We start from the raw sequence: 21,903 nt of genomic DNA on the forward strand, positions 1-21,903 counted from the left end.
TTTCAGCCGTTTGCGGCCCGTTCTTTGGTTTTTACGAGAGTGTTGCGGACGCTGTCCGTCCGTACGAGCCGCGGCAGCCGGATTTCCGCCAGCGCGCCGCGATGCGCCCCCTCCGAGAAGGGCGGCGCGTCAAGAAGGGCGAGCGTGCCGCCATGCTCCTCGACGATTTTCTTGACGATGGGAAGGCCGAGCCCCGTGCCCTTGTCCCGCGTGGTCACATAGGGCTCGAAGAGCCTGCTCCGGTCCTCCGGCAGACCTGCACCGTTATCGGCGATGCGGATGACCGCGCCTTCCGCCGTGTCCTCCAGCGAGACACGGATTTCCGGCTGATACCCCTCTGGCGCGCCTGCCTCCACCAATGTCTCGATGGCCTCGCCCGCGTTCTTGATGAGATTGGTCAGCGCCTGCGAAAGCATGGTCGCATCCACATCCATGGCCACCGGATGATCCGGGAGCGTTGCAGAAATGGACACGTCGGGCTGACCGTTTTGCTGAAGCACCACCGCGTCGCGCACGATCTTCGTCAGATCCTGCTCTCGCCGGTCCGGCTCCGGCATGCGGGCGAATTTGGAGAACTCATCCACGATCCGCCGCAGGTCTCCGGTCTGCCGGATGATGACTTCAGTATATTGGGTGAGCGTGGCCGCATCCTCCCCCTCCATCTGCCGTCCGAAACGGCGACGGATGCGCTCGGCCGAAAGCTGGATGGGGGTGAGCGGGTTCTTGATCTCATGCGCGATGCGTCGGGCGACATCGCCCCATGCCGCCATCCGCTGCGCGGAAACGAGGTCCGAAACATCGTCGAAGGCCACCACGTATCCTTCGAGCGCACCATCGGAGTTCCGCCGGATCGCGATGCGGACCAGGAGCTGAAACAGGCGCCCGGAGCGGCTGACGGGAATCTGCTCCTGCACGGTTTCCGTGCCGCCCTGCTGCAACCTGTCCAGCAGTGTGCCGAACTCGGGCACGGAAAGGGCGAGTTCCTGCCCCTCCGGGGCGGAGGAAAGCTCCAGAAGCCGCTGACCCGAGCGGTTCAGAAACAGCACCCGCCCGTCGGCATCCATGCCGATCACTCCCGGCGTGACAGAGCGGAGCACGGAGTCGAAAAGGCGCCGCTGCTCCTCGGTGCCGCGGTGGGCGTCCAGAAGCGCCTCGCGCTGAAGCTTGAGCTGGCGGGTCATCTGGTTGAACACCCGGCCCAGCATGGCGATTTCGTCGTCGCCCGGCTCTTCCTGCACGTGAATGTCGAGATCACCGCTGCCGACACGCTGCGCAGCCCCGGCCAGCCGCCCGACGGGCCGCGACAGACGTTCCGCGAACCACAGGCCAAGCCAGATGGCAGCGAGCAGCAGGATGACCGCGAACCCTACATAAAGCAGGCCGAACTCGAACAGCAGCCGCCCCCTGTCGCGTTCCAGCTGCTGGTAGAGGCCGACCGTCTGTTTCGTGTCGTCAAGCAGGCTGAGGATCTGCCCGTCCACCGACCGGGACACATAGAGATAGCGATCCACATATTGATCGAGCGCGATCAGAGTGCGGAACTCGTTGTTGTCCCAGTCTTCGATGACGACCGTTTCGCCTTCGGACGCGCGGCGCAACTGGTCGGCGGCAGGCTTTTCGTAATCAAACAGATAGGATCGCTCGCCCCGCGCCTTCAGTTCTCCGCCGCCGTCGATGACATAGGCTTCGCGGATGCCGCGCTGGATCTGGCCCTGGCCCTGGGTCAGCACCTCGCGGAGCGTACCGTCGGAGGGAAGAAGCGTGCGACGGCGGAAATCGTTCAGATAACCCGCCAGCGCCTCCACATCCTCCACAAGGTCGCGGCGATGCTCGTCCTCATAGGCTTCGGCCGCAGCGAGAGAAGTGGAAAGCACGTTCCGCACCCGGTCGGAGAACCACCCCTCCAGCCCGACATTGACGGTCAGCATGGCAAAGACCGCGACCAGCACGGTCGGCACCAGCGCCACGACGACGAAAACACCGGTGAGCCGCAGGTGCAGCCGCGATCCGGCAGAATGGGCCCGCCGCGCCGCCACCATCTGCGCCACGCGCTGCGCGACCAGCGCCGCCACGACGAGCGTATAGACGAGGTCGGCCAGCAGGACGAGCCGCAGCCCGGTCGATCCCGTGCCCTGCTCCAATGGCCCAAGCGCGAAAAGCGTGAGCCACGCCAGCACAGGCCCAAGGATCACCAATCCAAGAGTGGCGAGGTTCTGCACCCGGCGCTGCCGACGCAGATGGGCGAGCCTTGCCGCCCAGGACGCGCTGCTACGAGCCGTGCGTTGCACGGTTCCCCCTCGGTATTCGCCGCTCTCGCGGATCCGCCAACATGAGTGGCCTTCTCCCGGCGTGAAACCGGCGGGCCACATTATGTTGCCGTTTTACATCAGCTTCCGCCTCCGTGTCACGCGAATATCAAGGTCGGTGATCTTCTTGCGCAAGGTATTGCGGTTAATGCCCAACAGGTCGGCACATTTCGCCTGATTTCCGGCAGTTGCATCCAGCGCGATCTCGATCAGCGGGATTTCGACTTCCTTCAGAATGCGCTGATACAGCCCGGGCGGCGGGAGCGTTCCGCCGTGCAGGTCGAAATACCGCTTCAGATGCTTGCCCACGGAGGCGGAGAGCCGCTCCCCTTCGCCACCCGCACGAAGCGGCTCCATGGAGGGCTGATTGCCGAGCACGGCATCGACCTCCGCCCGCGCGATCTCTTCTTCCGTGCTGGTGACGACAAGACGCCGGATGGTGTTTTCGAGCTGCCGCACGTTACCCGGCCAGGAATAGGTGCGAATCACCTCCATGGCGTCGGGAGAGAAACGGCGCAGCGCCCCGGTATCCCGCTCTCCCCGGCTCAGGAAATGTTCCGCGAGCAGAGGAATGTCGTCCACCCGCTCGCGCAGCGCGGGCACGTTGATCGTTACACCGCCCAGCCGATAATAGAGATCCTGCCGGAAGGCGCCGGATTCCATGCGCTGCATCAGGTCCGCCTGGCTGGTCGCCATGATGCGGGGGGCGTTCTCACCGAGACTGTCCAGCATCCGCACGATCCGCCCCTGCGCCTCATCGTCATAGTCGGACACTTCATCGAAAACGATCGAGCCGCCGCGCGCCCGGGCGAGAATGGAGGCAGGTCCCTCCGGCGATCCGAGTTCGGCCGCGCCCGCCACGACGAAGGGAAGCATCCGGCGGTCGGAGAAATCGTGGATCGCCCGGGCTATGAGGGATTTTCCCGTGCCGGATTCGCCCGTGATAAGCACAGGCAGGTCGGTATTCATGACGCGCGCCACCAGCCGATAGAGCGCCTGCATCACCGCCGTCCGCCCGACGAGCGGCAGATCGTCCGACTGCTCCCGCTCTTCCACCTTGCGGGCGGGAGCGCGACGTTTGGTTTCCAGCGCGCGCGCGGCCCGCTTCATCAGGTCCGGCAGGTCGAAGGGTTTCGGCAGATAGTCATACGCCTCCGCCTCCGCCGCCTGGATCGCGGTCATTATGGTGTTCTGGGCGGAGATGACGATCACCGGCAGGCCGGGGCGCTCCTTGGAGATCTTCGGCAGCGCCTCCAGCCCGTTGCCGTCAGGCATAATGACATCGGAGATCACCAGGTCGCCCTTCCCCTCCTCCACCCAGCGCATGAGCGTCATGAGGGAGGAAGTGGCGTGGACCTTGCAACCCGCGCGCGTCAACGCCTGCGTCAGGACTGTGCGGATCGTGCGGTCGTCGTCGGCGACAAGAACGGTACCATCCATGGGTTATTCATCCTCCGGATGCTTCGGCGCGGTGGGGGGCGCAATGGGAAGCGAGATGCGAAATACGGTGCGACCGGGAACCGAATCGACGGCGATCCAGCCGTCATGATCGGAAACGATCTTTGAAACGAGCGCGAGACCAAGGCCGGTGCCGTTCTCCTTGCCGCTCACGAACGGCTCGAAGATGTCTTGCGCAATCGCGGGCGGCAGACCGGGTCCGTCGTCGATGATCTCCACCTGCAGCGGCAGGCGGCGGGGTGTGCCATCGGCCCGCCGGATCCGCAGCGCGGCGTCGTAGAACGTGTGGAGCCTGATCCTGCCCGGGCGGTTCCCGGAGGCTTCGGCGGCGTTCTTCAGCAGGTTCAGAAACACCTGAAGAAGTTGATCGCCATCCGCATAGGTATCGGGGAGCGACGGATCGTAATCCTCCTCTATCGTCATATGGGCCGCATAGCCGACCAGCGCGGATTTCCGCGCGCGGTCCAGCAGATCGTGGATATTGACGGCTTGAAGCTCCGGCGGGCGGAGATTGCCGAACTGCTCCACCTGCTCGAGCAGCTTCACGATGCGCTTGCTTTCCTCCACGATCAGATCGGTCAGCTCCTGATCCTCGGGGGAGAGGTTCATCGACAGAAGCTGCGCGGCGCCTGTGATGCCTGCGAGCGGGTTCTTGATCTCATGGGCCAGCATCTCCGACATCCCGATCGCCGATTTTGCAGCCGACTTCACCGATTGCGCACGGTCCAGCCGGTTGGCCAGTTCACGAGGGGAGAGCAGCAGCAGAATGGCATCCGCCCCCGCTTCGGGCAACGCGGAGAGATAGAGCGTGGTCGAAACCGGCGCACGCTCTCCCGTGCCGACATCGACGGTGTTCAGCGTCATCGCCACCTCGCCGTTCCGCACGCGGAGAAAAGCCTCCTCCATGGGCGCGTCGATGGAAACGCGGTCGAACAGCGGCTGCCCCCGGCTGTTGCGAGCGGAAAGGTTCAGAAACTCCTCCGCCGCCGGGTTCATGTCGCAGATGCGGTCATCCTGGTCGATGACCAGACCCGGAATGGGCAGTGCGGCCCAGAGGCCGGCGGGTGGGGGCATGGGGGCTTCCGGTATCATGCAGCCTGCCTACCCTGCTCCGCAAAGGCGAGCCGCAGCAGAGCAGGAATGCGCCCCGCTTCCTCCGCCGTCAGGATTTCGCGGCGGAGCGCGGCCGGTGCACCGGCTTCGTCCAGATACCACCCCAGATGTTTCCGCGCGACGCGCAGGCCAAGTTCGGTTCCATAGAAGGACAGCATGGCCCCGTGATGCTCCGCAACGAGATCGGCCAGCGCCGCCCCATGCGGAACCGCCGGCGCTGGTGTGCCAAAGCGCGCGGCGGCGATTTGCGCCAGCCGCCAGGGCCGGCCCTGCGCGCCCCGGCCGATCATGACGCCATCCGCCCCCGACAGTTTCAACGCCTCCGACGCCGTCGCGGTATCCACGATATCGCCATTCGCGATGACGGGTATCGCAACGGCTTCCTTCACCCGACGGATGGCGGCCCAGTCTGCCTGCCCCTTGTAGAACTGGCATCGCGTGCGGCCATGAATGGTAATCATGCGGATACCCGCGGCCTCCGCCCGCCGCGCGATCTCGGGTGCGTTCAGCAGCGCATCGTCCCAGCCGAGCCGGGTTTTCAGCGTCACCGGCACCCTTACCGCACCCACCACCGCTTCGATCAGCCGGAGGGCGTGATCGGGGTCGCGCATGAGCGCGGAGCCGGACCACCCGTTCACCACCCGCTTCGCCGGACAACCCATGTTGATGTCGATGACCGCAGCGCCGCAGTCTTCGACGTAGCGCGCGGCCTCGCCCATCCAGTAGGGATCGCGCCCCGCAAGCTGCACGGAAGTCACGCCATCGCCAATGCCCAGCTCCGCGCGCGCCCTTGCCCGTGCGGAGGGTTTGACCTGGACGACTTCCTGTGAAGCCACCATTTCGGAGACCACCAGCCCTGCACCGAACCCCTGCACGATTCGGCGGAACGGCAGATCGGTGATCCCGGCGAGCGGCGCCAGAAAGACCGGAGGGTGGAGCGTCAGAGTCGCTACCTGAATCGTCAACTGCCTAATCCTTGTGCGTCAAGCTTGCAGGTATAGCGCGACCTCTCGCTTTGCAATCGGACCCCGTCACGACATCGGGAGCAGAAGCGCTGAATGCGAAGTTATGCACAATTTTTAAGCTAACTGCCCGATCACGCCGCGCCGTTGCCACCAGGCGGCCTTCGCCGTAAGCAAAGCGGAGTGAATGGAGGCGGAACGTGCTGACAAATGCGGCTGCAACAGGCGCCAAGGACGATGTCGCGGCGCTGATCGTGGCGGCGGGTCGCGGCACCCGCGCCGGGGGCGAGATACCGAAACAGTGGCAGATCCTCAACGGTCGTCCCGTGCTCCTGCATACGGTGGATGCCTTCAGGCGGGCGGGAATTGCGCGCATCGTGCTGGTCATTCACCACGATGATACGGCGCTGGCCCAGAGTTTCCTGCGCGAGGGGGTGACCCTGGTGATGGGCGGGGACAGTCGCGACACCTCCGTCCGGGCCGGGCTGGACGCACTGGGGGAACGGCCCCCGCGCCACGTGCTGATCCATGATGGCGCACGGCCGCTGGTCTCCCCGGCGCTCGTCGCTCGGCTGAGCGATGCCCTCGAACGCGGCGCGCTGGCCGCCGCGCCCGGCCTTGCCGTGACGGATGCGCTTTGGCGCGGAGTGGAGGGTCGGGTGGCGGAAGCAGTTCCGCGTGCGGGCCTTTACCGGGCGCAGACCCCGCAGGCTTTCGAATTCGCCGCCATCCGGGCGGCTCACCTCCGCCATCCGGGCGGCGCTGCCGACGATGTGGAAGTGGCGCGGGCCGCGGGCCTTGACGTGATGATCGTCGAAGGCGATGAGGACAATATCAAGATCACCCATCCGGGCGACTTCGACCGGGCCGCGCGCCTTCTGGCGCAGAGGGAGACAGCAGGCGTGACACATCCCGCACCCTTTCCCGACATCCGCACCGGCAACGGCTACGATGTCCACCGCTTCCGCGAAGGCGATGGCGTGGTCCTCTGCGGCATCCGCATTCCCTTCGATCAGGCGCTGGAGGGGCACTCCGATGCCGATGTCGCGATGCATGCGGTCACAGACGCGATCTACGGCGCGCTGGCGGAGGGCGATATCGGCCGGCACTTCCCGCCGTCCGACCCACAGTGGAAGGGCGCGGCCTCGGAAATCTTCCTCGCCCATGCCGCCGCTCTCGTACGAAAGCGGGGTTTCGCCCTGACCCATACGGACGTGACCATTGTCTGTGAAGCGCCGAAGATCGGCCCTCATGCCCCGCGGATGCAGGCGGAGATGGCGCGGATCATGGGGCTGGAGCCGGACCGGGTCAGCGTCAAGGCCACGACCTCAGAGCGCTTGGGATTCACCGGGCGCGGCGAGGGGATCGCGGCGCTCGCCACAGCAACCCTGGTGAAGGCATGAGCGCGGCACGCCTCATCGCCACGGGCTTCGGGCTGGGCTATATTCCCGTGGCCCCGGGCACATGGGCTTCGCTCGCCGCTGTCGCGGTCGGGGTACTGATCCACGGGTTGGGAAGCTTCCCCCTTCTGCTCCTCGCCACCCTTGCCGTCATCGCGGTGGCCTGGTGGGCGATCAACACCGCCCTGCCGGAAATGGGCGGGGGCGATCCGTCCGAAATCGTCATCGACGAGGTCGCGGGACAATGGCTCGCCCTCCTTGCCCCCTCCTTCGGGTTCTGGATGATGGGGCTGGACAGCTGGCACTTCCCGTATCCCGGCTGGCTTGGGGCGTTCCTCGGCTTCCGGCTGTTCGACATCTGGAAACCCTGGCTGGTCGGACGCGCCGACGGACGGGGAGATGCCTGGGGTGTGCTGCTGGATGACTTGCTCGCCGGGATCTTCGCGGGCATTCTGGTGATGATCCTCGCCGCGCTGGCGCATGGGGTTCTGATGCGATGAGCGATGCCGGAGCCATTGCGAAAGCCGCCGCCACGCTGCTGGCGGCAGCGCGTGCGAGGGGGGCGATCCTCGCGACGGCGGAAAGCTGCACCGGCGGTCTGATCGGCGGCGCCATCACCGAAGTCCCGGGCTCCTCCGATATCTTCGACCGCGGCTTCATCACCTATTCCAACGCCGCCAAGGTGGAGATGCTGGGCATCCGTCCCGAAACCCTCACCGCTTACGGTGCCGTATCGGAAGAGATTGCAGCGGAAATGGCGCAGGGCGCTCTCGCCCGCTCCAACGCCACGCTCGCCGTCTCCGTCACCGGCGTGGCGGGGCCGGGCGGGAGCGAGCACAAGCCCGAGGGTCGGGTCTGTTTCGGGCTTGCGGGCGACGGGGCCACGCGAACGCAAACAGTGGAATTCGGCGCGATCGGGCGCTCCAATGTGCGGCGCGCGACTGTGGAGCACGCGCTTTCGCTCCTGATCGCCGCGCTTCGTTGACCCCCTTGCATTGCGCCTGCCCCCTCCCCGGACTATAGTCGCGGGGCGCTGCGCGCGGCTTGCCAGAAAGAGATCGGAAGACCGTGAACGATACCCCTGAATTGCCCGAGGATGACGAAAACGGCCCCGACCGCCCGTCCTACACCGGCCCGACCGTCTCCATCGCGGAGGAGATGAAATCCTCCTATCTCGACTATGCGATGAGCGTGATCGTCGCGCGCGCGATCCCCGATCTGCGCGACGGGCTGAAGCCTGTGCACCGGCGGATCCTCTACGCGATGCATGAGACCGGCAATACCCACGACAAGCCCTACCGGAAGTCCGCCCGCCCGGTGGGTGACGTGATGGGGAAATACCACCCCCACGGCGACAGCGCGATCTATGACGCGCTTGTCCGGCTGGCGCAGCCCTTCTCCATGTCGCTGCCGCTGCTGGATGGCCAGGGCAACTTCGGCTCCATGGACGGGGATTCCGCCGCCGCCATGCGCTACACCGAAGTCAGGATGGACAAGCCGGCCGCTTTCCTCCTTGCCGATATCGACAAGGAAACGGTGGATTTTCAGGACAACTACGACGGCAAGGATCGGGAGCCTGTGGTGCTGCCGGCCCGCTTCCCGAACATGCTGGTGAACGGCGCGGGCGGCATTGCGGTCGGCATGGCGACCAACATTCCACCGCACAATCTTGGCGAAGTGATCGACGCGACGCTGGCGCTGATCGAGGAACCCGACCTCTCCACCGAGCGGCTGATGGAATATATCCCTGCCCCCGACTTTCCGACAGGCGGCGTGATCCTCGGACGGTCCGGGGCGCGCAAGGCCTATCTTGAGGGTCGCGGATCGGTCATCATCCGGGCGAAGACCCGGGTGGAGGAGATCCGCAAGGACCGCTATGCCATCGTGGTGGACGAGATCCCCTATCAGGTCAACAAGGCCACGATGATCGAGCGGATCGCCGAAATGGCCCGCGAGAAGCGCATTGAGGGCATTGCCCATGTGCAGGACGAAAGCGACCGTATCGGTGTGCGCGTCGTCGTCGAACTGAAACGCGACGCGACGCCGGAGGTGGTGCTGAACCAGCTCTTCCGTTTCACGCCGATGCAGGTGTCCTTCGGTTGCAACATGCTCGCGCTGAACGGCGGCCGGCCGGAGCAGCTGGCGCTGCGCGACTTCCTGACCGCTTTCCTTTCGTTCCGCGAAGAGGTCGTCGCCCGGCGCACCGCCTTTGAACTCCGCAAGGCGCGGGAGCGGAGCCACCTGCTCTGCGGCCTCGCCGTCGCCGTCTCCAATGTCGATGAGGTGGTGGCCACGATCCGGTCCTCAGCCGATCCGGCAGAGGCGCGGGAAAGGCTGATGTCGCGCCGCTGGCCGGCCATGGACATCGCCGAATACATCCGCCTGATCGACGATCCGAGCCATACGATCAACGACGACGGAACCTACAACCTGTCCGAGCTTCAGGCCCGCGCGATCCTCGACCTCCGCCTTCAGCGCCTCACGGCGATGGGCGTGAAGGAGATCACGGACGAGCTTCAGGAACTGGCCGCGAAGATCCGCGACTATCTCGACATCCTGCGCTCGCGGGAGCGGATCATGTCCATCATCTCCGCTGAGCTGCGTGAGGTGCGCGACGCCTTTGCCGTTCCCCGCCGCACGGAGATCGCCGACTGGTCCGGCGACATGGAGGACGAGGATCTGATCGAGCGGGAGGACATGGTCGTGACCGTGACCTCCGGCGGCTACATCAAGCGCACCCCGCTGGCGGAGTTCCGCTCCCAGCGGCGCGGCGGTAAGGGCCTGTCCTCCATGTCCACCAAGGAGGACGATGTGGTGACGACGCTCTTCGTCGCCAACACCCATACGCAGCTGCTGTTCTTCACCACCGACGGGATGGTCTACAAGCTCAAGACATGGCGGCTGCCGCTGGCGGGCCGCAATGCCCGCGGCAAGGCCATCGTCAACATCCTGCCGATCGGGGCCGGTGTCTCCATCGCCGCGATCATGGCGATCGACGAGCCGGAGGTCGAATGGGATATGCTGCAGATCGTCTTTGCCACTTCCGACGGCGACGTGCGGCGCAACGCTCTCTCCGATTTCACCAATGTGAAATCGAACGGCAAGATCGCGATGAAATTGCCGGAGGGGGTCAGCCTCGTCGGTGTCCGTATCGCCAATGAGCAGGACGACATGATGCTCGTCACCGCGCTCGGCCGGGCGATCCGCTTCCCGACGACGGATGTGCGCGTGTTCAAGGGCCGCGATTCCACCGGTGTGCGCGGCATCCGTCTGGCCGATGAGGACGAGGTCGTTTCCATGTCCGTCATCCGGCACTTCGAGGCATCGCCGGAGGAGCGCACCGCCTACCTCAAGCAACGCCGTCTCGTCGCGGGAGCGACGGAGGAAGTGGAGGCCGATGAGGATGAGGACGCGGTGGAGGGCGGCCAGCTTTCCACCGAACGCTATGCGGAGATGTCCGCCATCGAGGATCTGATCCTGACGGTCACGGCTTCCGGCACCGGCAAGCTTTCCTCGTCCCACGACTATCCCGTGCGCGGGCGGGGCGGCCAGGGCGTCATGGCGATGGACAAGGGCATGCGTGGCGGGCGGCTCGTCGCCTCCTTCCCCGTCGCGATGGAGGATCAGATCATGCTGGCCACGTCGACCGGCCAGTCGATCCGCTGCCCGGTCGATGGCATTTCCTTCCGCTCGCGGAGCGCGGGGGGCGTGCGCATCTTCGACACGGGCGGAGATGAGCAGGTCGTTTCCGTCGCCCGGATCGCCGAACAGGCAGAAGACGGCGAAGAATGAGCGAGGGGCTGGCGAAACGCCGGCCCTTTTTTCGTCGACGCGGTGGTGCATGGGAGGGGAGGCTCCTGTCCGATCGTCCCCGTCGCGGCGGCGTGAAAACTCCTCGCCAGTCAGCTTGGCCGCATTGATGGCCGGGCTGTCCTATCTACCGCGGCTCCAAGTCTATCATACCGGGAGCGGTCAGCTCGGGGGCGGTTCTATTGCCAGACCGTGGAAGGTCGCCTGCTGCGGGCGATCATCCATCCGGCAAGGATCGCAGCCTGGTCTGCCTTGCGAGAGCCCCTGTGAAGTGGTGGATGGGCTGGCCTTGGGTGAAGGCAGCTGCCGGCCATAAGTGCCTTTCACGACCGGCTGGCGACGCGGCGGAAGGATTTGCGCAGGGCACCGACAGCGGGCGCGGCTTCGGAGAGAGACCAAACCACACGGGTCATGTTGCGCAGAATTCCGCCAGTTGTGGGTCTCGAAATACCTGACCCTCGGGGGTTCATATTCTGATGCCCCATCGCGCGCTGGTCTTGCCGCTCCCTTGGCCCTTCCCAAACGCTCTTTACCGGATTAAGTGCGGCGCATGACCGAAAAGCTCCACATCATCGGCGGCGGCATGGCCGGATCGGAAGCTGCCTGGCAAGCGGCCGAGGCAGGGGTGCCCGTTGTCCTGCACGAGATGCGCCCCCAGGTGGGCACCTTCGCCCATCGCACCGGCGACTTCGCCGAGATGGTCTGCTCCAACTCGTTCCGTTCCGATGATGACGAACAGAACGCCGTGGGTCTTCTCCACTGGGAGATGCGGGCGGCGGGCGGACTCATCATGACGACGGCCGACCGCCACTCCCTGCCTGCGGGCGGCGCGCTGGCGGTGGACAGAGACGCCTTCTCCGCCGATGTGACGGCGCGGCTCCGCGCCCATCCGCTCATCGAAACGGTTGGTGGAGAGATCACCGAACTCCCTCGGGAGGGCCACTGGATCATCGCGACAGGACCGCTCACCTCCGGTGCGCTGGCAGAGGCCATCCGGGCCGAGACAGGGGCGGATGCGCTCGCGTTCTTCGACGCGATAGCCCCCATCGTCTATGCCGAGTCGATCGACATGGACGTGGCATGGCGCCAGTCCCGCTACGACAAGGGCGAGACGGAGGAGGAACGGACCGCCTACATCAACTGCCCGATGACGCGGGAGCAGTATGAAACCTTCATCGACGCCCTGATCGCCGCCGACAAGACCGAGTTCCGGGAGGGGGAGACGGCGAAATATTTCGACGGCTGTCTGCCCATCGAAGTGATGGCGGAACGCGGGCGGGAGACGCTGCGCTTCGGCCCGATGAAGCCTGTGGGTCTGACCAATGCCCATGATCCCGCGGTGAAGGCCTATGCCGTGGTGCAGCTCCGCCGGGACAACGCGCTCGGTACGCTGTACAATATCGTCGGCTTCCAGACGAAGATGAAATACGCCGCCCAGACGGAGGTGTTCCGTCTGATCCCCGGACTTCAGGACGCGCGCTTTGCCCGGCTGGGCGGGATTCACCGAAATACCTTCCTGAATTCCCCCACGCTGCTTGACCCCTGGATGCGGCTGCGGTCGCGGCCCAATATCCGCTTTGCGGGTCAGGTGACGGGGGTGGAGGGCTATGTGGAATCTGCCGCCATGGGGCTGGTCGCCGGACGCCTCGCAGCAGCGGAGCTTCTGGGCCGTGATGTACCGCCGCCGCCGCGGGAAACCGCGATGGGCGCGCTCATCGCCCATATCACCGGCGATGCGGAGGCCACGACCTTCCAGCCCATGAACGTCAACTTCGGTCTGTTTCCGCCCATTGAGGCAAAGGGCGGCCGGCGCGGACGCAAGGACCGCTACAGGGCTTATACGGACCGGGCGAAGGAGGCGTTTTCGCACTGGCTTCAACATGGCTCCGTCGCGTCTGCCGATGCCGGAACCGCTGCCTGATCGGGGGGTTCCGGGGGGCGCTGCCCCTCGGGCCGGGGGGATCGGGGGGAGCGCGCTTCCCCCGACACGCCGTACCCGGTTTGCTCCCTCGCCCACGGGCCTGCTCCACCTCGGCCATGCCTTCTCTGCACTGACGGCCAGCGCCCGGGCGACGCCGGGAGAGTTCCTTCTCAGGATCGAGGATATCGACACCGCCCGTTCCCGCCCTGAATATGAAGCAGCGCTGAAGGACGACCTGAGCTGGCTTGGTCTTTCCTGGCCGGAACCCACACTCCGGCAATCAGAGCGGCGCGATGCCTACGACAACGCGCTTGCCCGGCTGGCGGAGATGGGCCTGCTGTATCCCTGCCGCTGCACGCGGGCCGACATCCGCGCCGCCCTCGCCGCCCCGCAGGAAGGCACATCGCTTATCGGGCCGGATGGTCCCGTCTATCCGGGCACCTGCCGCGACCGCCCGATCGCGGAGGCAGCGCCGGGAGATGCCATCCGCCTCGACATGCGGCGGGCCGTGGCGCTGATCCCTCCCGGCACCGGCTTTCTGGAAACCGGCCCGGAGCATCCTGGCCTGCACCTGCTGGATGCCGAAACCATGCTGCGAACTATCGGCGACATCGTTCTGGCACGGGGGGATATCGGCGTGGCCTATCACCTCGCCGTCGTGGTGGACGATGCGTTTCAGCAGATCACTCAGATCGTGCGCGGAGAGGATCTGTTCGAGGCGACCTTCATTCACCGGCTACTGCAGCTGTTGCTGGACCTGCCCACGCCCGACTACCACCACCATCGCCTCATCCGCGATGAAAACGGCAAGCGGCTCGCCAAGCGTGACGATGCCCGCGCGATCCGCCATTACCGGGCGGCGGGCGCCACGCCGGACGACATCCGGGCAATGCTGGAGCAGTAACCCTCAGCCCTCTTCGGGCTGCATCAGTTCCACTGTCTCGCCCTCCCGGACAGCGGTGTAGAAGCAGCTCCGCCGGTTGGTGTGGCAGGCCGGGCCCGTCTGTTCGATGAGCACGAGCACACAATCGCTGTCGCAGTCGAAGCGGAAGTCGATCAGCTTCTGCACATGGCCAGACGTCGCGCCCTTGATCCACAGCTCCTGCCGGGAGCGCGACCAATAGGTCACCTCCCCGGTTGCCAGCGTCCGCTCCACCGCCGCCTGCGTCATCCACGCGACCATCAGAACTTCGCCCGTCTTGTGGTCCTGCGCCACGGCGGGGATCAGGCCGCGATCATCGTAACGGAGAGTCGAGGGGTCGAACATGACAGGCTCCTGTTCATCGGGCATCGCGCCGCATATATGGGGTGGAAGGGAAAGAGGAAACCCGTGGACGATCTCGTCAAGCTCTACTCCGCGCGGCTGCTGGCGCTGGCTGCCGACATTCCGCTGACCGGCCGGCTTCCCGCCCCGGAGGCAAGCGTCATGCGCCGGTCCCCGCTCTGCGGCTCGCAGGTGACGGTCGATGTGACGGCGAGGGATGGCAGGGTCTTGGACTTCCGGCAGGACGTCCGGGCCTGTGCGCTGGGTCAGGCTGCGGCCTCCGTGGTCGGTCGGGTCATCCTCGGGCGGACAGAAGCAGAGGTCCGCCGCGCCCGCGACGAACTTCGCGCGATGCTTTCCGCCGACGGACCCGTCCCGGCGCCGCCTTTCGAGGGGCTGGAGGCACTGATGGCGGCGCGCGACTTTCCCAATCGCCACGCCTCTATCCTCCTGTCGCTCGACGCGACCGTCGCAGCGCTTGAGGAAATCGCCGCCAAAGCCTGACCCGCCAGCAAAAAGGACGCCGCACATCCCTGCGGATGGCGGCGTCAGTGGCACGTCTGCGGAGAGACAAGACCGCAGGCGGCAGGCAGACTCAAAACAGGATCGGCAGGTGAAGCAGCACGACGAACAGCAGCGTGATCGCCGCCATGCCAAGCGTATCTTCCACCAGTGTATCAGCGTGACGGGAAACGACGGACTTCAGTTGTGTCAGCATCTTGAACCTCCGTTGTGTTCTCTATTTGTTCCTGATTCTCCAGATTCTGTAAAGAACTTTTTAGGAACATTCTGTCAGTCTGTGGGATTCGTTCTCAAAGGGGTCGCGAAAAAACTGCTGAAATGTCGGGCTTATGCCCTAGAAATCGGGAATTTGGACCATTACCGGCCAGAAGTTCGTGATTTTCCTGACGAATTATTATTTCATTGAGAATAATTTCCGCAGGCGCAGATCTAAAGCCCTTTCGAGCGATCTCTAACCGATGCGTCCCAGACGGATGGAGCGGTCCTTCTCCATCAGCCAAAGCAACAGGCGCGCGGCCTCTCCCCGGGCCGAGCTCAGCTCGGGATCCATCGTCAGAAGCGCCCGCGCATCCGACTGCGCCAGCGCCATCAGCGCGCCCTGCCGCTCCAGATCGGCGATGCGGAACTTCGGCAGGCCGGATTGCGCGGTTCCGATGACATCGCCCGCGCCACGAATCGCGAGATCCTCCTCCGCGATGCGAAAGCCGTCCTCCGTATCGCGAAGCAGCTTCAGCCGCCGCTCGGCGGTCTCTCCCAGCGGCGGCTGGTAAAGCAGCAGGCAGGTGGAAACCGCGGCCCCGCGCCCGACCCTGCCGCGAAGCTGATGAAGCTGGGCGAGGCCGAAGGTCTCCGCCCGTTCGATCACCATGATCGACGCATTGGGCACGTTCACTCCAACCTCGATCACCGTGGTCGCGACCAGGATCCGCGCCTCCCCCGCCACGAAGCGGGCCATGGCCGCGTCCTTCTCCGCCGGAGGAAGCTGGCCGTGAACCAGGGCGACGCGATCCCCGAACAGGGCGCGCAGTTCCCTGAACCGCTCCGTCGCGGCGGTAAGGTCAGATGTCTCGCTTTCCTCCACCAGCGGGCAGACCCAGTAGGCCTGCCGTCCTTCGTGAAGCGCGCGGCCGAGATGAGCGATGACCTCCTCCCGCCGCGCGGCGGAAACCAGCGCGGTGCGAACCGGCGTCCGCCCCGGTGGCTTCTCATCCAGCACCGAGAGGTCCATGTCGCCGTATTGTGCGAGCGCGAGGCTGCGCGGGATCGGCGTGGCCGTCATCACCAGCACATCGACCGCCTGCCCCTTGGCCCCCAGTTCCATCCGCTGCGCGACGCCGAAGCGATGCTGTTCATCCACAACGGCAAGCCGCAGATCATGGAAGGCCACATCCTGCTGGAATACCGCATGGGTGCCGACAAGGATCCGCGTCTCCCCCGTGGCAAGCCGGGCGAGCTTTGCTGTGCGCTCGGCGCCCTTGTCGCGCCCCGTCAGCAGTTCCAGCGATATCCCCGCGCTCTCCGCGAGCGGGCGGAGGCTGTCGAGATGCTGGCGCGCCAGTATCTCCGTTGGGGCCATCAGCACACCCTGCCCGCCCGCTTCCACCGCGATGGTGAGCGCGAGGAACGCCACCAGCGTCTTGCCGGAGCCAACGTCGCCCTGAAGCAGCCGGCTCATCCGCTGGGGAAGGGCCATGTCGGCGGCGATCTCCTTCACCGCACGCGTCTGCGCCCCCGTGGGCTGATAGGGCAACGCGGACAGGACGCGGGCCTGCAGAGCGCCATTGCCCCTCGTCTCGCGCCCCCGCTGCCGCCTGTCCCGCGCGCGGGACAGGGCAAGCGTCAACTGATGCGCGAAGAATTCGTCATAGGCGAGCCGCCGCCGCGCCGGGTGGTTCGGGGAGACGGCATCCGGCCCGCCCGGGGCATGGGCTGCGATCAGCGCCTCTCGCCAGGAGGGCCAGCCTTCGCGGGCGCGAAGCGCGGGGTCGATCCATTCCGGCAGATCGGGAGCACGGGCGAGCGCGCCTTCCGCCGCGCGGAAGACGGTCCGTTGCCCCACCCCCGCCGTCAAGGGATAGACCGGCTCGAACTCCGGCAGGCGCTGCGCTTCCTCCGGCATCAGGATGTGATCGGGGTGCACCATCTGGGCCATGCCGTCGAACAGCTCGACCCGGCCCGACACGATTCGGCGTGCACCAACGGGCAACTGCCGCTGGAGATAATCGCCCTTGGCATGAAAGAAGACGAGCTGGAACTCCACCGCCGCGTCCCGCACCGTCACCCGATGCGGACGGCCACGGGCGACAGGCGCGCCATGCCCCAGCACCTCCACCGTCACCGTGACCACACCGGGCAGTTGCGCGTCCCGGATCGTCTCCCGCCGCCGCCGGTCGATCACAGAATGCGGGAGCGTGAACAGCAGGTCACGGGGCCGCTCCACTGCCAGTCCGGCGAAATGCTTCGCCGTCTTGGGACCAATGCCTTCCAGCGTATCGAGCTGGGCGAAGAGCGGCAGCAGGAGGGACGGACGATCCGCCATCACGCCCCGCCGATGAGGTCGAGCCAGCCATCCTCGTCGATCACGCGAATGCCGAGCTCGGCGGCCTTCGTGGCCTTCGACCCTGCACCCGGACCCGCCACCAGCAGGTCCGTCTTGGCAGAGACGGAGCCTGCGACCTTGGCACCCAGCGATTCCGCCCGCGCCTTGGCCTCCGCCCGCGTCATCTTCTCCAGCGTGCCGGTGAAGACGACTGTCAGACCGACGACCGGGCTTTCCGTGGCGCGGCTTTCAGGCGGCTCGATCTCTCGCAGCTGGGCGACGAGATCGTCCACCGCCGCTCTCTCATGCCCGCCCTTTGCCAGCGTCGTGACGACGGAGGTGGCGAGCGTTGTCCCCACCCCATCGATGGAGAGGAGTTCCTGCCATGCCGCTTCCGCTTCCGCCGGGACGTTCTCCCGCACAGCCGCGCGTGCCCGCGAGATTTCCGCGCGGCGCCCCGCCTGCGCGGCGGCGGCTCGCTCCTCCGCCTCGGCCTCATCGGCAGCGAGGCTTGCGATGGCGGCAGGCTGTGCCGCATCTATCGCGGAGCGGAGCGCAGGCCAGGCGTGATAATGGCGGGCGAGATCCTTTGCCGCCACCTCCCCGAGATGACGGATGCCCAGGGCGAACAGAAACCGCTCCAGCGGAATGACCCGGCGCTCGTCGATGGCTGCGAACAGCTTTTCCGCGCTGCGCTTGCCGAAGCCGTCGCGATTGGCGAGCTTGGCGATCTGTGCCTTGTCGCGCGCCTCAAGCGTGAAGATGTCGGCGGGCGTCTTCACCGGCAACATGTCGTCGGCGAAGAACATCTCGATCTGCTTGACGCCCAGCCCCTCGATATCGAAAGCCCCCCGGCTGACGAAATGTTTCAGCTTTTCCGTCGCCTGCGCCGGGCAGATCAGCCCGCCCGTGCAGCGGCGCACCGAATCCCCCGGCTCGCGGATGGCGGGGCTTCCGCATTGCGGGCAGGTTTCGGGGAAGTGATAAGGCTCGGTTCCATCCGGGCGGCGGGCGAGGTCCACATCCGCCACCTTGGGGATCACATCGCCCGCGCGGTAGACCTGCACCGTATCGCCGATGCGGATGTCCTTGCCCTCGCGGATCGGGTTGCCGGCGGAATCCAGCCCCGCGATGTAATCCTCATTGTGCAGCGTGGCATTGGAGACGACGACGCCGCCGACCGTCACCGGCGTGAGCCGCGCGACGGGGGAAAGAGCGCCCGTTCGTCCCACCTGGATGTCGATGGCCTCCAGCACCGTCCAGGCCAGCTCCGCCGGAAACTTGTGTGCCAGCGCCCAGCGAGGCGTAGTGGACCGGAAACCAAGGCGCCGCTGGTAGTCCAGATCGTTGACCTTGTAGACCACCCCGTCGATGTCATATCCGAGCCGCGCCCGGTTTTCCTCTATGTCACGGTAGGTGGCCAGCATCTCCTCCGGCCCGTTGCACAGGCGGGTGAGCGGGTTGGTCTGAAAGCCGAGCGACGCGATCCGCGCGATGGCGTCGAACTGAGTGGCCGCCAGCGGCTCACTCACCACGCCCCAGGCATAGGCGAAAAATCGGAGCGGACGGGATCGGGTGATCGTCGCGTCGAGCTGACGGAGCGACCCTGCGGCGGCATTACGCGGATTGGCGAAGACGCGATCCCCCGCCGCCGCCTGCCGTTCGTTCAGCGCGGCGAAATCGGCATGGCTCATATAGACCTCGCCCCGGATTTCCAGCACCTCCGGCGCGCCGGTCAGCATGCGGGGGATATCTGCGACTGTAAGCGCGTTCTGGGTGACATTCTCGCCCACCGCGCCGTCACCGCGCGTCGCGGCCTGAACCAGCACGCCGTTTTCATACCGCAGCGACAGTGACAACCCGTCGATCTTCGGCTCTGCCGTGTAGAGCAGCGGCGCGGCAGCGCTCAGGCCGAGATAACGTCGCACCCTGTCGTCGAAATCACGCAGCTCGCTATCCGAGAATGCGTTCTCCAATGACAGCATGCGGATTTCGTGACGAACCTTGGAGAAGCCTTCCGCCAGCGCACCGCCCACCTGCTCTGAAGGGCTGTCGGGCCGCTTCAGCTCGGAAAAATGGTCTTCGATTTCGGCATTGCGCCGCTTCAGCGCGTCGTATTCGGCATCGCTGATTTCGGGCGCGTCCTCCGTATGGTAGGCACGGTTGGCGCGGGCCAGCGCATCGGACAGCGAGGCCAACTCCTGCGCGGCCTCTCCGGGGGCAAGTGTCTCGACGGGTTTGAAATCGGGCATGTGGGTATCCGTCACGATCGGGCCGGGCCGCCCTGTCAGATTGCCTCTGAATAGGACGCAGGGCGTGGCGCGTCCAGCGTCACCAGAGGCCGGTCATGCTGCGCAGAACCAGGGCGCCTCGGCGGGTAAATTCAGCTGGAACAGGCAGCCCCGTCCAGACCTTTTCCGGGGCATGGAGCGCCGCACGGAGCGTTGGACCCGCCTGCCAGGCAGCAAGCATGGCGGGCGCGGCGGCGCGCGGGACAGTCGCGCGCGCGCGCCGAGCACGGGCCAGAGCCTCCATGCCGCGCCGGGCGAGGTCCACGGGTTCGCTGTCGGCGGGAAGCGGATACCGCCCCCGCGCCACGAGCACCGGGACCGCCCGGAGCCATGACGCGATGCCGGAGGCGAGCGCCAGATCACGGATCGCCGGCTCGCTCCTCGCATCTGCCCCCAGCGCCCTCGCAGCCTCCATCATGAGGTTACCGGAGGTGGCATCGAGATAGGCGAGGAGCGCCGGGGTATCGGCAAAGGGCTCCTGCCAGACATCCCAGAATCGCGCCTCTGCCATGGCACGGAGCGCTCCCGCGTCCAGCCCCCGCTCCTGAATAAGGGTTGAGAGCGGTCCTGCGACCTCATGCGCGTGATGAGACTTGCCCGCGGCGATGGCGTCCAGCGTATCGACCCACCATTGCAGGCGCATCTCCGCGATCATCGGCTCCCGGCTGGCCCAGGGCGCACGGGCAATCTCCAGATTGTAGGCGTAGAGCGGCCAGAGCCGGTCGCGCGCCTCCGGGTTGGCCGACATGGTGGCCAGAAACCGGTCCGGGTCGCCCTTTTCCACTAGCCTTGCACAGGCGTCGAGGCTCATGCCACCGTCTCCGCGACGCCGAGGATACCGTCCACGTCCAGATGCGCCTCCATGTGATCGGCGAGTTCGTTCAGCACGCGCTCCACCTCTCCCCCGTAACTCAGTCCGCTGGCAAGACCCCGCTGGGCAAGCCAGGCGCGACGGAATCCGTCGGCTGAGAACAGCCCATGAAGATAGGTTCCGGTGATACGCCCATCGGCCGAGCGTGCCCCCTCGTCGCGCCCGTCAGGCCGCACGAAAGGCCGCGAGCGATCCGGGCCTTCGGTGCGGCCGGCGTGGATCTCATATCCGGAGAGGCGCTGCCCCGTCAGGTCATCCCGCGCCTCCATCCGGGCAAGCCGCTTCTCCGGGGCCATCACCGTCTCCACATCCAGAAGGCCGAGCCCTTCCGATACACCCGGCTCCCCGTCAATACCGTCCGGATCGGAGACCTGCCGGCCCAGCATCTGATACCCCCCGCAGATACCGAGGACGGCGCCGCCGCGCCGCACATGGGCGTGGATATCAATGTCCCATCCCTGCGCCCGCAGGAAGGCGAGATCGCCGCGTGTGGACTTGGTTCCCGGCAGCAGCACGAGATCGGCATCCCCCGGCAGGGCACGGCCGGGCGGCACGATATCGAGCCGGATGGAGGGTTCGAGCTTCAATGGATCGAGGTCGTCGAAATTCGCGATGCGCGAGAGCGCGGGGCAGACCACGCGGAATGTGCCCTGAGGACTGCCGGGTGCCAGGTCAAGACTGTCCTCCGCCGGTAGTCTCGCGGCGCCGGCGAACCACGGCAGAACACCGTATCCCCGCCACCCTGTCCGCTCCGCCACCAGCGAATACCCATCGTCAAAGAGCCGCGGGTCGCCCCGGAAACGGTTGACGAGAAAGCCGCGAATCATCGCGCGGTCGGCCGGATCCAGAATCTCCGCCGTTCCGACGAGCTGGGCGATGATGCCCCCCCGGTCGATGTCCCCCGCGAGGATGACCGGAACGCCAGCCGCACGCGCAAAGCCCATATTCGCGATGTCGCGCGCCCGAAGGTTTACCTCTGCAGGGCTGCCCGCGCCCTCCACGACGATGAGGTCCGCGGTGCGCGAAAGGCGCTGAAAGCTTTGGAGAACGGCGGGCAGCAATGTCCCCTTCAATGTGCCGTAGCCGGCGGCAGGGAGCGTGGTGCGCACCTCACCCTGCACCACCACCTGCGCACGGCGATCCGTCTCGGGCTTCAGAAGGACGGGATTCATGTCGCAGACGGGCTCTCGTCCGGCCGCCAGCGCTTGAAGCGCCTGCGCGCGACCGATTTCGCCGCCATCGCGGGTCACGGCGGCATTGTTGGACATGTTCTGCGGCTTGAACGGCGCGACTGAAAGCCCGCGCCGAAGCGCCACACGGCATAGCCCTGCCACGAGAAGGGACTTGCCGACGTTGGAACCGGTTCCCTGGATCATCAAGGCGCGCGTCATGCCCCGCTCTCTACGCAATACCGCAGCGGAAGGCGAGGCCGGGCGCAAAAGGAAC

General features: G+C 66.2%; 17 protein-coding genes. 7 read left to right on the forward strand and 10 right to left on the reverse strand.

The annotated features are described in order from the left end of the window. Positions 1–2: 2 nt before the first annotated feature. The 4 genes from CN97_RS01205 to dusB form a co-directional block, all read right to left on the reverse strand. Positions 3–2,288, reverse strand: a complete 2,286-nt coding sequence (locus tag CN97_RS01205) for a sensor histidine kinase NtrY-like (protein ID WP_035706873.1) — start codon at positions 2,286–2,288, stop codon at positions 3–5. A gap of 93 nt (positions 2,289–2,381) precedes the next feature. Next, the gene (locus tag CN97_RS01210) at positions 2,382–3,746 is read right to left on the reverse strand and encodes a sigma-54-dependent Fis family transcriptional regulator (protein WP_035705924.1); all 1,365 of its coding nucleotides are present in this window, start codon (positions 3,744–3,746) and stop codon (positions 2,382–2,384) included. A gap of 3 nt (positions 3,747–3,749) precedes the next feature. Then, positions 3,750–4,838 (reverse strand): two-component system sensor histidine kinase NtrB, encoded by a 1,089-nt coding sequence (locus CN97_RS01215; protein ID WP_407059722.1) that lies wholly within the window; start codon positions 4,836–4,838, stop codon positions 3,750–3,752. Between the two features lie 14 nt (positions 4,839–4,852). Then, positions 4,853–5,842: a tRNA dihydrouridine synthase DusB gene (gene dusB / locus CN97_RS01220; RefSeq protein ID WP_035705929.1), complete on the reverse strand. Its 990-nt coding sequence runs from the start codon at positions 5,840–5,842 to the stop codon at positions 4,853–4,855. A gap of 197 nt (positions 5,843–6,039) precedes the next feature. On the opposite strand from dusB, the gene CN97_RS01225 reads away from it, so the two are divergent. From CN97_RS01225 to gluQRS, 6 genes are all read left to right on the forward strand, one after another. Next, positions 6,040–7,242, forward strand: a complete 1,203-nt coding sequence (locus CN97_RS01225; RefSeq protein ID WP_242685165.1) for a bifunctional 2-C-methyl-D-erythritol 4-phosphate cytidylyltransferase/2-C-methyl-D-erythritol 2,4-cyclodiphosphate synthase — start codon at positions 6,040–6,042, stop codon at positions 7,240–7,242. Further along, on the forward strand, positions 7,239–7,739 hold the full coding sequence (locus tag CN97_RS01230; RefSeq protein ID WP_035705932.1) for a phosphatidylglycerophosphatase A family protein: 501 nt from the start codon (positions 7,239–7,241) through the stop codon (positions 7,737–7,739). The genes CN97_RS01225 and CN97_RS01230 overlap by 4 nt, the downstream gene beginning before the upstream one ends. Beyond that, positions 7,736–8,224 (forward strand): CinA family protein, encoded by a 489-nt coding sequence (locus CN97_RS01235; protein ID WP_035705934.1) that lies wholly within the window; start codon positions 7,736–7,738, stop codon positions 8,222–8,224. The genes CN97_RS01230 and CN97_RS01235 overlap by 4 nt, the downstream gene beginning before the upstream one ends. Before the next feature lie 83 nt (positions 8,225–8,307). Next, complete coding sequence (gyrA, locus tag CN97_RS01240) at positions 8,308–11,031, forward strand: DNA gyrase subunit A (protein WP_035705936.1); 2,724 nt, start codon at positions 8,308–8,310, stop codon at positions 11,029–11,031. Between the two features lie 568 nt (positions 11,032–11,599). Continuing rightward, a complete protein-coding gene (trmFO, locus tag CN97_RS01245) occupies positions 11,600–12,970 on the forward strand; it encodes a methylenetetrahydrofolate--tRNA-(uracil(54)-C(5))-methyltransferase (FADH(2)-oxidizing) TrmFO (RefSeq protein ID WP_035705937.1) in 1,371 nt (456 codons plus the stop codon). Next, positions 12,930–13,874 (forward strand): tRNA glutamyl-Q(34) synthetase GluQRS, encoded by a 945-nt coding sequence (gluQRS, locus tag CN97_RS01250; RefSeq protein ID WP_248700066.1) that lies wholly within the window; start codon positions 12,930–12,932, stop codon positions 13,872–13,874. Before trmFO ends, gluQRS begins: the two co-directional genes overlap by 41 nt. A 3-nt stretch (positions 13,875–13,877) precedes the next feature. On the opposite strand, the gene hisI is transcribed toward gluQRS, so the two are convergent. Further along, entirely contained in the window at positions 13,878–14,237 is a 360-nt protein-coding gene (gene hisI / locus CN97_RS01255) for a phosphoribosyl-AMP cyclohydrolase (RefSeq protein ID WP_084683937.1), read from the reverse strand. Between the two features lie 36 nt (positions 14,238–14,273). On the opposite strand from hisI, the gene CN97_RS01260 reads away from it, so the two are divergent. Continuing rightward, positions 14,274–14,738: an iron-sulfur cluster assembly scaffold protein gene (locus CN97_RS01260; protein WP_035705941.1), complete on the forward strand. Its 465-nt coding sequence runs from the start codon at positions 14,274–14,276 to the stop codon at positions 14,736–14,738. A 91-nt stretch (positions 14,739–14,829) separates the two neighbouring features. Here CN97_RS01260 and CN97_RS21300 read toward each other — a convergent pair whose 3' ends face one another. The 5 genes from CN97_RS21300 to CN97_RS01280 all read right to left on the reverse strand — a co-directional run bounded on the left by CN97_RS21300 (position 14,830) and on the right by CN97_RS01280 (position 21,848). Then, positions 14,830–14,952: a hypothetical protein gene (locus CN97_RS21300; RefSeq protein ID WP_088217115.1), complete on the reverse strand. Its 123-nt coding sequence runs from the start codon at positions 14,950–14,952 to the stop codon at positions 14,830–14,832. 255 nt (positions 14,953–15,207) lie between these two features. Further along, positions 15,208–17,295 (reverse strand): ATP-dependent DNA helicase RecG, encoded by a 2,088-nt coding sequence (gene recG / locus CN97_RS01265; protein WP_035705942.1) that lies wholly within the window; start codon positions 17,293–17,295, stop codon positions 15,208–15,210. Next, positions 17,295–19,547: an NAD-dependent DNA ligase LigA gene (gene ligA, locus CN97_RS01270; protein WP_035705943.1), complete on the reverse strand. Its 2,253-nt coding sequence runs from the start codon at positions 19,545–19,547 to the stop codon at positions 17,295–17,297. Before ligA ends, recG begins: the two co-directional genes overlap by 1 nt. Before the next feature lie 79 nt (positions 19,548–19,626). Next, a complete protein-coding gene (locus tag CN97_RS01275; protein WP_035705945.1) occupies positions 19,627–20,397 on the reverse strand; it encodes a squalene/phytoene synthase family protein in 771 nt (256 codons plus the stop codon). Beyond that, complete coding sequence (locus CN97_RS01280) at positions 20,394–21,848, reverse strand: cobyric acid synthase (RefSeq protein WP_035705947.1); 1,455 nt, start codon at positions 21,846–21,848, stop codon at positions 20,394–20,396. Before CN97_RS01280 ends, CN97_RS01275 begins: the two co-directional genes overlap by 4 nt. Between the last annotated feature and the right edge of the window lie 55 nt (positions 21,849–21,903).

The organism is Haematobacter massiliensis, assembly GCF_000740795.1.
Taxonomy (GTDB): Bacteria; Pseudomonadota; Alphaproteobacteria; order Rhodobacterales; family Rhodobacteraceae; genus Haematobacter; species Haematobacter massiliensis.